Annotated in this window: 11 protein-coding genes; 4 read left to right on the top strand and 7 right to left on the bottom strand. The window is 62.6% G+C overall.

Annotated features, from left to right (window positions below; all coding sequences use genetic code 11):
- The first annotated feature begins 26 nt into the window (after positions 1 to 26).
- Positions 27 to 2,078 carry an HNH endonuclease signature motif containing protein gene (locus tag ACSSVG_RS04240; protein WP_492417497.1) on the top strand — a complete coding sequence of 684 codons (2,052 nt, stop codon included), beginning with the start codon at positions 27 to 29 and terminating at the stop codon, positions 2,076 to 2,078.
- Between the two features lie 599 nt (positions 2,079 to 2,677).
- Positions 2,678 to 4,015 (top strand): amidohydrolase family protein, encoded by a 1,338-nt coding sequence (locus tag ACSSVG_RS04245; protein ID WP_492417499.1) that lies wholly within the window; start codon positions 2,678 to 2,680, stop codon positions 4,013 to 4,015.
- Here the strand turns inward: ACSSVG_RS04245 and ACSSVG_RS04250 are convergent.
- The 5 genes from ACSSVG_RS04250 to ACSSVG_RS04270 are packed head-to-tail and all read right to left on the bottom strand — an operon-like array spanning position 4,012 to position 10,382.
- Positions 4,012 to 4,722, bottom strand: a complete 711-nt coding sequence (locus ACSSVG_RS04250) for a YesL family protein (protein WP_492417501.1) — start codon at positions 4,720 to 4,722, stop codon at positions 4,012 to 4,014. The genes ACSSVG_RS04245 and ACSSVG_RS04250 overlap by 4 nt on opposite strands.
- Positions 4,723 to 4,730: 8 nt before the next feature.
- Positions 4,731 to 6,395: an ABC transporter substrate-binding protein gene (locus ACSSVG_RS04255; protein WP_492417503.1), complete on the bottom strand. Its 1,665-nt coding sequence runs from the start codon at positions 6,393 to 6,395 to the stop codon at positions 4,731 to 4,733.
- A 5-nt stretch (positions 6,396 to 6,400) separates the two neighbouring features.
- On the bottom strand, positions 6,401 to 7,270 hold the full coding sequence (locus ACSSVG_RS04260; RefSeq protein WP_159703507.1) for a carbohydrate ABC transporter permease: 870 nt from the start codon (positions 7,268 to 7,270) through the stop codon (positions 6,401 to 6,403).
- A 56-nt stretch (positions 7,271 to 7,326) separates the two neighbouring features.
- A complete protein-coding gene (locus ACSSVG_RS04265; protein ID WP_492417505.1) occupies positions 7,327 to 8,307 on the bottom strand; it encodes an ABC transporter permease in 981 nt (326 codons plus the stop codon).
- The gene (locus tag ACSSVG_RS04270; protein WP_492417508.1) at positions 8,307 to 10,382 is read right to left on the bottom strand and encodes a beta-galactosidase; all 2,076 of its coding nucleotides are present in this window, start codon (positions 10,380 to 10,382) and stop codon (positions 8,307 to 8,309) included. The genes ACSSVG_RS04265 and ACSSVG_RS04270 overlap by 1 nt, the downstream gene beginning before the upstream one ends.
- Before the next feature lie 318 nt (positions 10,383 to 10,700).
- Between ACSSVG_RS04270 and ACSSVG_RS04275 the strand changes: the two genes are divergently transcribed.
- Positions 10,701 to 11,453 (top strand): ArsR/SmtB family transcription factor, encoded by a 753-nt coding sequence (locus tag ACSSVG_RS04275; RefSeq protein WP_231342506.1) that lies wholly within the window; start codon positions 10,701 to 10,703, stop codon positions 11,451 to 11,453.
- 85 nt (positions 11,454 to 11,538) lie between these two features.
- Here ACSSVG_RS04275 and ACSSVG_RS04280 read toward each other — a convergent pair whose 3' ends face one another.
- Complete coding sequence (locus tag ACSSVG_RS04280; protein ID WP_492417510.1) at positions 11,539 to 12,552, bottom strand: nucleoside hydrolase; 1,014 nt, start codon at positions 12,550 to 12,552, stop codon at positions 11,539 to 11,541.
- Between the two features lie 95 nt (positions 12,553 to 12,647).
- On the bottom strand, positions 12,648 to 14,099 hold the full coding sequence (locus ACSSVG_RS04285) for an MFS transporter (protein ID WP_492417512.1): 1,452 nt from the start codon (positions 14,097 to 14,099) through the stop codon (positions 12,648 to 12,650).
- Positions 14,100 to 14,233: 134 nt separating this feature from the next.
- On the opposite strand from ACSSVG_RS04285, the gene ACSSVG_RS04290 reads away from it, so the two are divergent.
- Complete coding sequence (locus tag ACSSVG_RS04290; protein ID WP_231342514.1) at positions 14,234 to 15,007, top strand: GntR family transcriptional regulator; 774 nt, start codon at positions 14,234 to 14,236, stop codon at positions 15,005 to 15,007.
- Positions 15,008 to 15,017: the final 10 nt, after the last annotated feature.

Raw genomic sequence — 15,017 nt, forward strand, 5'->3', positions numbered from 1 at the left:
TCGGACCCCCCTGACATCATGTTTTTATGGAAGATCAAGGGCAGTTATCAGCACTCAGGGCGGAATCGTCCCCTGCGGTGGCTGCCCTGATCGCTGTCCGGTCACGACGCTTCTTGAGCAGGCCGGAATTGCATAAGGCCGGGTTCAAGGATTCGACGGCGACCGTCACCTGGATCGGCCACCTGCAAGGCGCGGGGCTGCTCAACGGCAGAACCAAGTCCGCCCAGGCTTCATCGCTAACGAGCCCCGCCCCGGCCGACGTTTCGGCCCAAAACACAGGATCGATCCCTAAACCTCAGCGGAATCCCCGGACCAGCCTTGGCTTCACGTCGGCTCAGCCAGTCCAACGTTTCGACACTCAGCGTCCTGACCCCAAGGCGTCTGCCGGGCGGGACCTGATGGCGCTTCTTATAGACAGCGCTGCACTTCTGGACTCCGCACGCTTGTCCGCTGCCGACGAGGCTTCTCTGTTGGGGTTTGTTGAGGCTGCTGATTTTGCCGGCCGGGTGGAGGAGATCTCCCGGTGTGTGGAGTACTTGCAGGTCGTCGCAGCCCAGGCAGTGGAACGGTCCCGGCTTGAGGCACAAAACTCCCAGCCGGGCTCCTCAGCAGCAGCGCCGGAATGGCGGACCGGCTGGACGGAAACACCCGAAGAGCCAACGAGTGGCACCGGCACGGGCACAACAGTTCCGGAGGCAACAGTCCCAGCTGGTGAAGCACGTTCCACCAACGCACTGTCCGTGGATGGGGCCGGGTCCGCGGCCAGTGTTTTGGATGACGGGTACCGGAACGCAGCCGAGTTCCTGCGGGCCCGGTTGCGGATCGGCATCGGCGAAGCCCGTAGCAGGCTTGCCCTCGCCGCCGAGGTCCTCCCCCGGAAGGGCGTGACCGGGCAGGAAATCCCGGCCCGCCGCGGAATCCTCGCCGAGGCCCTCGGATCGGCTTTGGTGCCGTCCCGGTCCGCGACCATCATCAGCACCGCCCTGGACAAAGTCCGGAACCTCACCGACCAGGACACCATCACCCGGATGGAACACGCCCTGACCACCACCGCCACCGAAACCGACCCGGACTTCGTCACCACAATGGCCAAACGCTGGGCCGACAGGATCGACCACGACGGCCCCGAACCTTCCGAAGAAATCCTCCACCAACTCCAAGGCGCGTTCCTCCGCCGCCGACGCCGCCACGGACTCCACCACCTCGAAGTCTTCGCCACCGACGAACAAATCGAAACCCTCACCACCACCATGAACGCCGCCACCAACCCACGACTCACCAACAGCAACAGCACCAGAACCAGCACCGGCACCGGGCCTGGCACCACGGACAACACCGATACCGGGCACAGCCCAGACAACGGCACAGGCACCGGCCCGGACCTGGACCGCCGCTCCCGGGCACAGAAACTCCTCGACGGCCTCACCGGCGCCTGCAGCGTCGCGATGAGCGCCGGGAAACTGCCCTCCAACGGCGGACTCCGCCCCCAACTCACCGTCACCATCGACCACCGCGACCTCTTCGAACAACTCAACGGCACCGGCCACCACCAGCCCGGCACCAGGACACAAACCCGTACAGCCACAGGCATAGGAACAGGCATAGGAACAGGCATAGGAACAGGCACAGGCACTGGCACCGATCGCTTGAACACAGGCACCGCAACATTCACCGGCCCAATGCACCCGAACACCATCCGCAAAATAGCCTGCGACGCCGACATCATCCCCGTCCTGCTCGGCAGCGACTCCCGCGTCCTGGACATCGGCCGCACCACCCGGATCTTCCCACCCCACATCCGCAAAGCCATCACCGCCCGCGACCAAGGCTGCGCCTTCCCCGACTGCACCATGCCCGCACCCTGGTGCGAAGCCCACCACACCACGTACTGGACCCACGGCGGCACCACCGGAACAGAAAACGGCACCCTGCTCTGCAGCCACCACCACCACCTCATCCACAAAGAACAATGGAGGATCGACATGACAACCGGGGTCCCCTGGTTCATCCCCCCACCCCACATCGACCCCCAACAAACACCCCGACGCAACCACCACCACACACCCCACAGAACATAAGGGTGTTGCGGAGGATGCTCCGCGGGCGTGGGTGAGAGTGAACTTTGGGGGCGGATTAACTTTGGGGTCGGATTATTGGGAGGGCCAGGCGACACTTTGTTCGCTTCCGGGCTGCCTTCCCCGTGCCGGCGCATGCCAGCACGGGGCAGGCACATGTTCCTGCGACCTGCGCCATGCTTGCGACTTGCGAACAGCGGCGCGTGCCCGCCCCGAACACGTACCTGCGACCTGCGACCTGCGACTTGCAGACAGCGCCGAGTCCTGCGGCATAACTCGCCAACTGCCGATGCGGCCAAGGGGAACTTTTCCGCTCCACGTACCCGCAGCGGCCGGGAGTTCAGGCACAGCAGCTTGACGATGGAGCCGCCCACGAACAGCGTCAGCCCACAGGCTTGTGGGGATCAGGACGAAACCGCGATGAAGAGGATCCCAACGTCCCCAACAATCCGACCCACATTTTGGCATACCAAGCATTCAATAGCAGCGCAAAGTTCATTGCTATTGCTTGCGTCACGCAACGAGGTGAGGCATTCTGGAATACCAAATGCTAAACCGGGGCCAAGTAGCGGCCCAGCAGCTCGTTCCCCAGGAGTCCAACAATGTGCCTTCACGATCACACCTCAGCACCCAAGCCCCAGGGTGAGTTGCCCCGCCGAGGCATCCTCGCCGGAGCTGCAGCTCTGGCTGGCATCTCCGTGGCCGGCATCGCTGCGCAGCTGGCATCGGCGCCTGCTGCCCTTGCGGACAACGCCCCCTCGGGCCCGAACTATCCCGGCCGTCCACTGACCACGAAGGCGCTCATCATCGAGGGTGGAACAGTCGTGGACCCGAAGACCGGCGGTGCTGTGACAGACGGGGTGGTAGTGCTCGACGGCGGCAAGGTCACCGCCGTCGGCACCCGGGACGAAACACGTAAAGCTGTTGCCGCCGTCGCCAACCGTGCCCGTCGACTCAATGCCTCGGGCAAATGGGTCCTTCCAGGGCTCGTCGATGCCCACGTCCACGCCAATGCACTGGCCGATGCCCGCGCCCTCCTGCAAGGCGGAGCCACCAGCGTACGCAGCGGTTCGAGCACTTTCTACCAGGACATTGCCCTCGCCGCCCTGCCGTCGTGGGCTCCTGGCCTCTCCCCCCGGATGACTCCGGCGGGGCTGTTTATCTCACCGGATCAGGGAGATTCCCTCCTGGCTGATCCGGATTTGGCACCCTTGGCGACGCTCAGTGGTGGCGTCAAGGAGCCGCAGGACCTCGCGTACCTGACCCGCATCAACCTCAAGCGCGGAGCCGAAGTCATCAAGACCCGTGCCAACCCGCGGGCTGGCCTTCCCGAACAGGATCCCCGCGAGTTGGTCTACAACGTGGACCAGATCGGTGCGATCGTCAAGGCAGCTAAGGGCGCCGGTGTCCTCTGCCATGCCTATAGCGCCGAAGGAATCGATGGAGCAGTCCGCGCGGGAGTGCGCAGCATCGAGCACGGCGTCTTCATGACGGAAAAGACCATCCAGGAGATGGCTCGGCGCGGCACGTTCTTCACACCCACCATGGACGCCATCACCAGCATGGCCCGCTCCTCCAACCCGATCCTGGCCGCACGCGGAACGGAGTACACCCCGATTCTTCAGGCCGCAGTGCGCGCAGCCAAGGACGCTGGAGTCACGATTGTGGCCGGCACCGACTCCTTCGGAACGGATGTGACGCCGATCGGCACGGAAGCGCGCTTGCTCACCGAAGCCGGACTGACGCCGTTGGAGGCGCTGCAGGCAGCCACCACCAATGCGGCGCGTTTGCTGGGACGCGGCGAAAACGTTGGTCGCTTGGTCCGCGGCTCCATGGCGGACGTCGTGGTGGTGGATTCGGATCCCCTGACCGATGGCTCGGCCTTGGAAAAGGTCAGCACGGTGATCGCCCAAGGTGCTGTGGTGCGGACGAACCTCTAGCCCACCGGGGAGGATCCGTGTGCGGAAACTTCTGCGGCCACGGTGAACCTCTTCTCCACAAACGCCAGCAGTGGCCGGGAGTTCAGGCACAGCAGATAGACGATCAGGCCGCAGAAGAACAGGATCAACCACACAGTGGTGGACATCAGCACGAATCCCGCAACAAAGAGGATCCCCGCATTCCCGAGTGCTACCCGCTTCCGCGCGCCAATGCTGTAGATGGACAGCCGGTAGATGTCCAGCGTGCGGAAACTGAAACGGGCCAGTAGCAGCATCGCGTGAACGGCAGCCGTGCCCACCAGGACCCCGAGCCCCACCAGCCCGATCCGGGCAGCAACCGTTTCAGGATTGCTGCCCGGCAGGCTGGTGAGATTCGCGCCGATGACTGCAAGGAGGGCGGCATAGGGCAGCCACACCACCACTGCCTGGACGAAGTTGCTCCGGTACGACTTCATGAAGTCGTTGAATACACCGCTGTCCTCGCCTGCCAAAAGCCGGTTGAACGCGTAGCAGGAAGCCACAACGGAGGGTCCAACCAACACGAAACCCAGCAACGCAGCAGGACCAACCACCCCCAGCAGCAGCGGCATGAGCACCACCAAGAGGTTGACCAGCACCAGCAACGCGCCACCCACCATGACGCCGTACACGGTGCTGGCCGCCTTGAACAACGGCCCGGTTCCGTACTGTGCCTCTTTCGCGGCCATCAGAAGAACTACTTCTTGTCCGCGTAGGCCTTGTAGGCCTTGTTCGCCAGCTCAACGTATTTAGTCCGACCCTTGCTGTCGAGCTCCTTGACGTAGGCGTCGAACTCGCTGAGGCTGCGCTGACCGGTGATGAATTTCAGGGCGTTCTGCTTCACATGGTCCTTGAGCGGGGTCAGCGCCAGGGTGGCCTGCTCGCGGTCGACGTCGCTGAACGGCACCGGCGGAGCAACTGCACGCGGTTTCTTGGACTTCATGGCCTTCTGGAAAGCCAGTTCCTCGTCGTTGAAGGTGGAGTGCAGCAGCTCCGTGGCGCCTCCGTAGGCGAAGTTGCCACCGGAGAAGCCGTAGTCCACCCTCAGGTCCTTGCTGCCTGCCGGGTTGAGTCCTTGGAAGTTGATGTCAGCTGCGAGCTGACGCTTACCGCCGGATTTGGTGAAGGTGGTGCCTTCCACGCCCCACTTGCTGAATTCCTGCCCGGCGTCGCTATAGAACAACCAGTCGATGTATTGGATGAGCGCCACGAAGCTGTCTTTGTCCTTCACGGACGAGTTCAGCATGAGCCCGTTTTCAAGACGGGTACCACCGATGATGTCGCCGGCCGGGCCTCCCGGAACGGTGATCTTGCCGATCTCAAAGTTGCCCTTGCCCAACGACTGCTCCATCGAGGTGCGGTACGTGATGACGTTCTGCGAGTTCGCGCTGATCACAAAGGACTTGCCCGACACGAACTTCTGGATCGCGGAGTCGTCGGTCTGGGTGAAGCTCTCGGGGTCCATCAGCCCTTCTGAGACCAGGGAGTTGAAGTAGGTGACCAGTTCCTTGAATTTGTCCGAGCCTGCCGCGAAGCCGAATTCCTTCTTGTCTTCATCGAACAGCAGTCCGTCCACCAGCCCCCAACCTGCCACGGTTCCGAAGGAAGGTGCGCCGATATTGAGGACACTGTCGCCCTTGAAGCGGTCAGAGAAAGGCACGACGTCGGGATAGGCCTTCTTGAGCGACCGCAGCACTTCGCGGAATTCGTCCCAGGTGGTCGGCTCCGAAAGGCCCTCTTTCTTCAGCACATCCTTGCGGAAGCACAGTGAGTAGTCCGGCCACAGTTCCTCGTGCAGGCCGGGCAGGACGTAGTACTTACCGTCTTCCTGGGTCAGGGCTTCAATCTCAGGTTCGAGCTTCCACTTCTTCACTTTTTCCTGGAAGTGCGGCATCAGGTCCACGTAGTCGCTGACCGGCAGGATTGCACCGGCGGAGACAAACGCGGACTCCTGGCCCGGATAGGTCTTCGCAATGATTTCCGGTGCGCTGCCGGAGCTGATCAGCAGGCTGCGCTTCTGTTCGTAGTCACTGTTGGGCACGATGGTGGGTTCCAACGTGACGTTGTTGTCGCTGGCCATCTTGGTGAGAAGCAACCAGTCCTTCTTGTAGGGGTAGGTGGGCTGGTCGGAGAAGAGGAAGGTGAAGGTCAACGGCACCGTCGCCTTGAACGTGTCACCGACACTGAAGCTGTCCATCGCGCCGTTTCGTGACTTGGACGTGTCCACCTTTTCGGTGGTTTCCGTGTCGCAACTGGTCATCATCAGTCCGATGGTGACAACGGATGCGAGTCCAAGGAAATCCCGCCGGCGGAACTCTCGCGTGCGGAACTCAGGTGTGTGGATCATTGGATGTCCTTTCATAAGGCTTATTCCTTGACGGAGCCGAGCATCACGCCCGAGAAGAAGTACTTCTGGACGAAGGGGTAGACACAAAGGATGGGGATGACGGTCAGGACGATGGTGACCGACTGGATGTTGGCGGCGATCTGGCCGACGTTTTCCGCTGTGCCGCCGGCCGAGCCCGCTGTGGTGACTCCGGCGATCATGTTGCGCAGGTAGATGGTGACCGGAAAGAGATCCGGATTGTCGAGGTAGAGGAAGGCCTGGAACCAGGAGTTCCAGTTGGCCACGGCGTAGAACAACACCATGGTGGCCATGATGGCTTTGCTGAGCGGCAGCACCACCCGGAAGAGGATGCCGTACTGCGTGAGCCCATCAATCGATGCCGCTTCCTCCAGTTCGCGGGGCATGTTCTCGAAGAACGACTTCATGATGAGCAGGTTGAACACGCTGATGGCGTTTGGCAGCACCACGGCCCAGATGGAGTCCCGCATTCCCATGGAACTGATGAGCACGTAGTTGGGGATGAGCCCACCATTGAAGAACATGGTGAAGACGGCCAGTCCAATGAAGACGCTGCGCCCCTTGAGGTCCTTCTTGGCGATGGCGTACGCGAAGGCCGTGGTGAGCACCATGGAAATCGCCGTGGCCACCACCGTGTAGAGGACGGTGTTGCCGTAGTTGTTCCAGAACGTGGAGTCGGCCAGGATCAACTTGTAGGTCTCGGTGTTGAACCCCATCGGGAACAGGTTGACCTGCCCGGCGTTGATGAACCCTTCGCTGGAGAACGACTGCGCAATGATGTTCAGGAACGGGTACACCGTCAGGAACACCACCAGCAACAGGAACACCAGGTTGAAAGCCCGGAAGATCCGCATGCCGCGGGAGACTTTCATGTCCTTCACCAGGACACCTTGGGCTGCAACGCCCCGAATTGCAGTAGCTGTCTTGTTCACCACAGGCTCGTTCCTGCGACGCGCTTGGAGATCGCGTTCGCTGAGAGGATCAGCGTGAGGCCAATGACGGATTCGAACATTCCGATGGCAGCCGCATAGCTGAAGTTGCTGGATTCCAGGCCTACCCGGTACAGGTAGGTGGAGATGACGTCTGAGGTTGCGTAGTTGAGCGGGTTGTAGATGAGGAGGATCTTCTCGAATCCAACCGCCATGAACGTGCCGATGTTCAGGATGAGCAGCGTGATGATGGTGGGCCTGATGGCAGGAAGCGTTACGTGCCAGGTCTGCTGCCAGCGGTTGGCGCCATCAATGCGCGCCGCCTCATAAAGGGACTCGTCCACCCTCGTCAGCGCGGCAAGGTAGAGGATCGCTCCCCAGCCCATGGTCTGCCACACCTCGGAACTGATGTACATGGGCCTGAACCAGCCGGGGTCCTGGGTGAAATTCACCGTGGTGCCGAACAGGGATTCCGCGATCTGGTTCACGGTGCCGTTCATGGAGAAGTTCTGCAGGATCATGCCGGCGATGATCACCACGGACATGAAGTGCGGCAGGTAGGCCACCGTCTGCACGAATTTCTTGAACTTCTGCGACCTCAACTCGTTGAGCAGAAGCGCGAAGATGATGGGCATCGGGAAGCAGAACACCAAGGTCAGAACACCCAGGATGATGGTGTTCTGGAACGCCTGCCAGAAGCTGGGATCGTTGATGAAGAGCGTGACGTATTTGAGGCCAACCCACTTCTCACCGAAGATGCTGCCGCCGGGCTGGAACTGGCGGAAGGCAATCACGTTGCCCGCCATCGGCAAGTACCTGAAGATCAAGAGGTACAGCAGCGGCAGCGCCAGCAGCGTGTACAAACGCCAATCGCGTTTGATGGCCAGCTTCCAGCTTCCGGGCTTGTCGCGACGCTTCTTCGGTTCCTTCGGTCCCGGACCCGGTACTACCTCGGGCGGAACGTCCAGTCGTAATGCCATCAGTCCGCCGCCCGTTCTATAGTTTCGTCGAGAATCAGGACGCCGTTCGCCGGGATCTCAACCGGCCCGGTGACCGGGCGTCCGCTGATCCGGTCCGTGCCGCCGTCGAGCACGTCCACGCTGGACGGCGCGTCGTTGTGGTTGAGCACCATGAGGAAACTCTTGGCGGTGCCGTCAGCCCTGCTGCCAGCACGACGGCGGACCTGGACTCCCGTAGGTGCCTTGAGTTCCGGCTCCACGCCCGCAGCGCGGAGTTCGTCGTCGAGGAACTGGTTGAGGAGCCCGGCATCGACCCGTGCCGACAGGTACAGTGCAGTTCCGCGGCCAAAGTTGTTGCGGGTGACCGCGGGCGACCCCGCCAAACGGCCCGACGAGTAGCTGGCCAGGACTTCGGCCGTCCCGGCGTGCAGGTGCTCAGTCCAGTAGCTCGCGGAGGAGGTACCGCCGTCGGGCGTTGAGAGCTTTACTTGCTCACCATCCCCGGCGAGCGGATGCATTTCCTCGCTCCACGCGCCCAGAACGTTCCGCAGGGCCCCTGGGTAGCCGCCGAGTCGGATGGTGTTGTCCTGGTCCACGACACCGGACAGGTATGAGACCACCAGCCGTCCGCCGCCGGCCACATAGTTCTCGAACCGGGAGGCGGCGGCGTCCGTCAGCAGATACGACGCCGGCATAATCACCAGGTTGTACCCGGACAGGTCGCTGTTGGCGTTGACGAAATCGACGGTGATGTTGGCGTCAAAAAGCGGTCGGTAGAAACGCAGGACTTCCTGGGCGTAGTTCAGGTCGGAACGCGGCGAGTTGCCCAGTTCCAGAGCCCACCAGCAGTCCCAATCGAAGACGATCGCGGCCTTGGCCGTTGACCTGGTCCCGGTCAGGTCACCCAATGACGTGAGTTCCTGTCCCAGCTGGCACACTTCACGGAAGATCCGCGTGTTCGGGCCAGCATGGTTCACCATGGCCGAGTGATACCGCTCCGTTCCGCCCTTGGCTTGGCGCCACTGGAAGAAGAGGATGGAATCCGCGCCCTGCGCAATGGCCTGATAGGAGCCCAGGCGCATCTTGCCTGGCAGCTTGGAGACGTTGACGGACCATTGGCTGACCGCTCCCGTGGCCTGCTCCATGACCATCCACGGTTGGCCGTGACGCAATGAGCGCATGAGATCGAAGTTCAACGCGGCGGCAATGTGGGCATCTTCCTCGCGCGGATCCGGGTAGATATCCAGGGCTGCAGCATCTTCCTCGGCCGCCCAGGCCCAATAGTCGTTGGTCTTGTAGAACCGCATGAAGTTGGTGAGGATCGGCAAGTCCGGGCTGTGCCGGCGGATGACATCCCGCTCGGCCGTGAAGTGCTCCAGCATGCTGTCCGAGGTGAAGCGGTGGAAGTCCAGGCGGCGTGACGGGTTGGACCAGGTGCGGGGCTGGGCGGGGACACGTACCTGCTTCCAGTCAGAGTAGAGCTGGCCCCACACGGCGGTGCTCCAGGCCTCGTTCAGTTCCTCCAGCGATGCGTACTTCCGCTGCAGCCATGCCCGGAAGGCTTTCTCCGCCCATGGACCGTAGGAGGCTGGACCGTATTCGTTGCCGATATGCCACATGCGCAGTGCGGGATGGCTGGCGTAGCGCTCCCCCATCTTTTCCGCGAGTGCCAGCGACTTGGCCCGGTATACGGGATGGGAGACGTCGAAGTGCTGCCTCGATCCGAAGCCGAAAATGCTGCCATCGGCGCGCTCCGGCATGATGTCGGGGTGCTGCTCCACGAGCCAGGCCGGTGGTACGGCGTCCGGTGTTGCCAGGTCGACGCCGATGCCGTGTTCATGCATCAGGTCCATGACCTCGTCCAGCCAGGCAAAGTCGAAAACTCCGTCGCTGGTTTCCAGCCGGCTCCATGAGAAGACCGCCAGGGTCACCAGGTTCACTCCGGCTTGCTGCATGAGTTTGGCGTCCTCGAGCCACACTTCGCGTGGCCACTGCTCCGGGTTGTAATCCCCGCCGTAGGCAATGCCGCCTAGTCGTTGATGCAATCGTTGCAGCCGCGCCTCGGCAGTCCGCAAGTCGTCAGGGTGGATGGTCATCATTGTCCTTCACTCGGCCTTCGTCGCCCTGAACCAAAGTGCGACGCACATCACAGTGAGAAACTATCGTAAAGTTTACGCAATAACAACAGATGGGTATCGGAAACCCGGAAGTGACATCAACGGCTCAAATTCAAGGATTTCAGCCTGATGCGGGGACTTTCGGAGTGAGATTCTGCCGTAGTTACGGGCGAAAGGGAGTCATGGTGCTATCAAGTTTCCGATGTGCCGTGGAAACTATCGGAGTCTAAAGACCCTGCGAAACCTTGCAGCAGAAAACCGTTGACACGTGACCAAATAGTCACCTATTCTGATGCCATGGACGCCGTGTTCAAGGCCTTGGCAGACCCAACCCGCAGAGAACTGCTCGATGAGCTGTTCCGCGAGGATGGCCAACCCGCCACAGCCCTCGGAGCCCGGTTCGAGATGACCCGTTTCGGCATCGCCAAGCACCTCAAGCTGCTGGAGGATGCGGGATTAGTGGTCACCCGCCGTCGGGGACGCGAAAAGCTGCACTTCCTGAACCCGGTACCCATCCGCCTCATCCACGATCGTTGGGTGAGTAAATACGCAGAACCATGGGCCGCTGCCCTCAGCGACCTCAAATCCAGATTGGAAAGTCCCATGGAAAAGATCTTCGAGATTTACATCAAGACCACTCCGGAACTGCTCTGGGAAGCCATCACGGACAGCGAAATCCGCAGCAAGTACCAGTTCGGGAACACCTTGACGTCGGATTGGACGCCGGGCAGCCGCTTCGAGATGCACAACGTGAAAGCGGACGCACCGCTCGGCGAGGGCGAGAACATCGAAGTCGATCCCCCGCGCCGCCTCGTCCAAACCATGCGCGCACTCTGGGGCGAGGATGTGAAAGCCGAGGGGACCTCGCGGATCACCTGGGAAATCGAGCCCGTCGGCGATTCATGCCATCTCACAGTCACGCACGATCAGCTCCGCGAAGGCGCAAACGACCAGCTCTACGGCGGTTGGCCGATGATCCTCTCCGGCCTCAAGACCTGGCTCGAAACCGGGCAGAAGCTCACCACACCCGGCTCGCTCATGTACGCGTAGCCGGCCAAGGACAGCACCGCTTAAAGGCGAACGACGACGGCGGGCCGCTGCCGCCGTCGTCGTCAATCCTTCAGTTTCCCGCCAGTTAGGCGACGGGCACAGTCTCCTGCTCCTCGGAAAGCCAGGCTGCCTGCAGGGTACCCAGCAGGTGAGGCGCGAAGTCCTCACCGATTTCCAGGACCACGCGGCAGCGGGCACCGCGCTGATCCGGCAGTCCGACGTAGAGTCCGCGAAGATCGCAGACCGTCTGGCCGCGGCCCGGTCCGTCGGTGGTGTCCACCTGGACCCGGACCGTGGGTGCCACGGCGAGCTCCACTCCCCGGACAGCAATGGCGGCAGCGAGGGGATCGTGCATCGCCGAGCATGCCCGGCCGAAAATATCCACGTAGAAGCCGAAGTAGTAACCCAGCATCTCACCAAGCGCCTGCGAGACCGGGTGCTCCGAAGCAAGCAGTTCCTGGCGGTGGTTCTCCTCCAGGACGTTGGTCATGGTGACATCCAGGGGTACCAGGGTCACGTTCCAGTCAGCCGCCAGGACCTCGGCGGCGGCTTCGGGATCATTGGCGATGTTGGCTTCGGCCACCGGGGTGATATTCCCCGGCGCCAGCGCCGCTCCGCCCATGATGGTGACCTCGGCAATGAGCTCAGGCAGCTTGGGTTCCAGGCGCAGGGCTTCGGCGATGTTGGTCAGCGGACCGATGGCCACCAGACGCAATTCCCCCGCGTACTGGTGGGCCAACTGGACAAGGAGTTCCGCAGCAGAAGCTTGGACCGGTTCGCGGTCCGAAGGAACCAGGTCCACGCCGCCGATGCCGTTGTCCCCGTGGACATGCGGTGCACCGCCGTGGAAAGTACCCACCTGCGGATCGTGCGCACCGATCGCCACGGGGATGTCCGGGTGGCCGGCCAGGTTCAGCAGGTCCAAGGTGTTCCGGGCTCCGCCGGCCGCACTGACGTTGCCGCTCACTGTGCCGATGCCCACGAGGTCCGCCAACGGCGAGGCCAGGAGGTAGGCCAGGGCGAGGGCGTCATCGATGCCGGTATCGCAGTCAAGGAAGAAGGGGGCGGCGGTGCCCGTTGTCATGGGGCGCTGTGTCATGGTCTCTCGTTTCAGGTGGAGCGGACGGCTTGTTCTGTGGAGTGGTGCGAAGCTGCGGTGAGTGGCACGCGGGAGCCGCGTGCCGGCGTCGTGCGCTAGATCTTTTCGCCCTTGGGAGCGGCGATGAACAGGCTGACAACGAAGGCGAGGGCCGTGATGGACACCGAAATCCAGAGGGCCGTGGAGTACCCGGCTGCGGTGCCCAGACCCGCGAACGGGGCGACGACTACGACGCCGAGGCTCGCCCCGATGCCGAAGGAGGCACCGTTGATGCCAGGCAAAGCGGCGGGCGCTTCCTTGGGCGACAGCAGGACGGACAGGCCGTTGATGGCAGTCAGGAAGAAGCCGTTGTAGAAGATGCCCAGGGCTGCGATGGCGATGAGGACAGCGATCTGGTTGTGGGCGAACAGGGCAGCGACGATGGCGCAGGCCAGGCTGGTGGCGGTGCCGACGCGGACCGTCTTGATCCAGCCGCGTCGGTCGGCGATCCAACCGGCCAGCGGAGCAGCGAACACACCGATGAGCGCGGCAGGAGTCAGGAACAGCAGTGCGGCCACCGAGGCGGTCAGTCCGAAGCCGTTTTCCTTGTCCTGGCTCAGCAGCACCACGGTGAAGTTGATGATGGCGAAGATGCCCGCGAGCGTCAGCACGGTGGTGGCGATAACGGGCCAGACTTGGCGTGAACGGAGGTGGTGGACTGCCACCAGCGGGGTTTCGCGCTTCTTTTCAATGAGCCAGAAGGCCGTGAAGGACGCGATGCTGCCAGCGAGCAAGCCGAGTGCGGCAGGTGAGGTCCACCCGGCGGAGGAACCCGTGGAGACGAAGTACGTGATGAAGACCAGGAACACGGACAGCGAACCTGCGCCCCACCAGTCCATCCGGCCGGGTGCGACGGCGGACTTGCCGCCGGGGACCACCTTGATGACGCAGACGACGGCGATCGCGGCCAGTACCAGCACGGCAACAAAGATCGACTGGAAGCCAAGGGTCTCGGCCATGAGCCCACCGAAGTAGCCGTCAACGCCACCGACGCCGCCGTTGATGGCAGCGATGATGCCGATCGAGGTGCCGAAGAGTCGGGCGGGCAAGTACTCGTTGAGCACGATGTAGGAGAGCGCAAAGATGGCACTGGAGACACCCTGCATGAACCGGCCGGTGACCAGCAGCGGGAGTGTGGGCGCGAAGATGCAGAGCACCGTGCCGGCACCCATGATGGCCAGGACCAACAGCAGTGCATTGCGCCTGCCGATGAAGTCGCTCCAGCGCCCGATCACAGGACCGGAGATGGCGCCGGCGAGGAAGAACATCGACTGCACTTGCGCCACGGCCTCGGGTGTCTCGCCGAAGAAGGAGCCGATGTGCGGGAGTGCCGGGGTGATCATGCTGGCGTTGAGCTGGAAGGCCAGCACGGCAAGCACCAGCGTGGTGATGAGCAGCGCGGCGGCCTTGCCTTGGAAGCGGCCGTGCTCCGCGGCTTTGGCAGGTTCGGTTGCGGCTGGGGCCTGCGGGTCCACAGTCTGCTGGCCTGTGGCGGTGGGGATGTTCACATCAAACTCCTTTGTCCGAGGCGCGGGGCGGCGCCATGAGATGTGAGTTGTTATACAAGCATGTATTACGAGCTTGTGCAACCTGTCACAGTCATCCGGTACAGTATCGGTAACCCATCTCAAGTGAGGCACCCTTGACCGACAATGCCGTCCAGTTCCTGTCCCGACCCATCGCCACCCAACCAGGGCAGCCCCTGCGCGTCGCGGCCTACTCCCGCATCGCCGAAGCCATCCGGACCAAGATCCTGCCGCCCGGTTCGCTGCTCCCCACGGAAACCGAGCTGGGCACCATGATGGACGTCAGCCGCACCGTGATCCGGGAAGCGCTGATGTTGCTGGAAGAGGACGGCCTGACCAGGGCACGACGCGGCGTTGGGCGCTTCGTGGCCGATTCACTCCCCCGCATCGGCATTGAACACATCCGCCCGTTCGATCAGCTTCTTGGTGGCCCCGACCAGGACATCCAGGTCAAACGCGTAGCCGCCATCAAGCAACCGGCGTCTGAATTCGTGGCGCCTGGTATCGGCGTCCAGCCCGACGAAGACGTGTGGTTCTGGGAAAGCGTGCTCATCCGGAACGGCGAGCCCGTGGCGCACCTGCAGGAAAATGTCTCGCAGGGAATCCCCGAAGCTGAGGCCCTCGCGGAAGCGGCAGAGGCTCCTACACTTTCGGCCTCCACGCTGCTGGAGGTCCTCGCCGGACTTCCCGGTGCCTCCCTTGGCCCCGGCGAATGCCAGATCAGCCTTAGTACCGCCGGTCCCAGCCGCGCCAAGCTGCTGGGACTCCGCCCATCCGACCCCGTACTGGTCCTCACCCAATACGTACGCCGGAACGGCAACGAGTTCTACCTCGCCAAATGCCTCGTGGCAGCCAAGGCCGGGCACCTCTCCGTCATCCAGTCCTCCTGATTCCTTCCCT

Source organism: Paenarthrobacter sp. E2MeOHC11 (genome assembly GCF_058744955.1).

What these genes read in the sequence shown, in the direction of transcription:
- ACSSVG_RS04250 (WP_492417501.1), bottom strand. Translation starts at nt 4,722, where the DNA reads ATGGCCGCGAAAGAGGCACAGTACGGAACCGGGCCGTTGTTCAAGGCG.
- ACSSVG_RS04245 (WP_492417499.1), top strand. Translation starts at nt 2,678, where the DNA reads ATGTGCCTTCACGATCACACCTCAGCACCCAAGCCCCAGGGTGAGTTG.
- ACSSVG_RS04280 (WP_492417510.1), bottom strand. Translation starts at nt 12,552, where the DNA reads ATGACACAGCGCCCCATGACAACGGGCACCGCCGCCCCCTTCTTCCTT.
- ACSSVG_RS04260 (WP_159703507.1), bottom strand. Translation starts at nt 7,270, where the DNA reads ATGAAAGTCTCCCGCGGCATGCGGATCTTCCGGGCTTTCAACCTGGTG.
- ACSSVG_RS04240 (WP_492417497.1), top strand. Translation starts at nt 27, where the DNA reads ATGGAAGATCAAGGGCAGTTATCAGCACTCAGGGCGGAATCGTCCCCT.
- ACSSVG_RS04255 (WP_492417503.1), bottom strand. Translation starts at nt 6,395, where the DNA reads ATGAAAGGACATCCAATGATCCACACACCTGAGTTCCGCACGCGAGAG.
- ACSSVG_RS04265 (WP_492417505.1), bottom strand. Translation starts at nt 8,307, where the DNA reads ATGGCATTACGACTGGACGTTCCGCCCGAGGTAGTACCGGGTCCGGGA.
- ACSSVG_RS04275 (WP_231342506.1), top strand. Translation starts at nt 10,701, where the DNA reads ATGGACGCCGTGTTCAAGGCCTTGGCAGACCCAACCCGCAGAGAACTG.
- ACSSVG_RS04270 (WP_492417508.1), bottom strand. Translation starts at nt 10,382, where the DNA reads ATGACCATCCACCCTGACGACTTGCGGACTGCCGAGGCGCGGCTGCAA.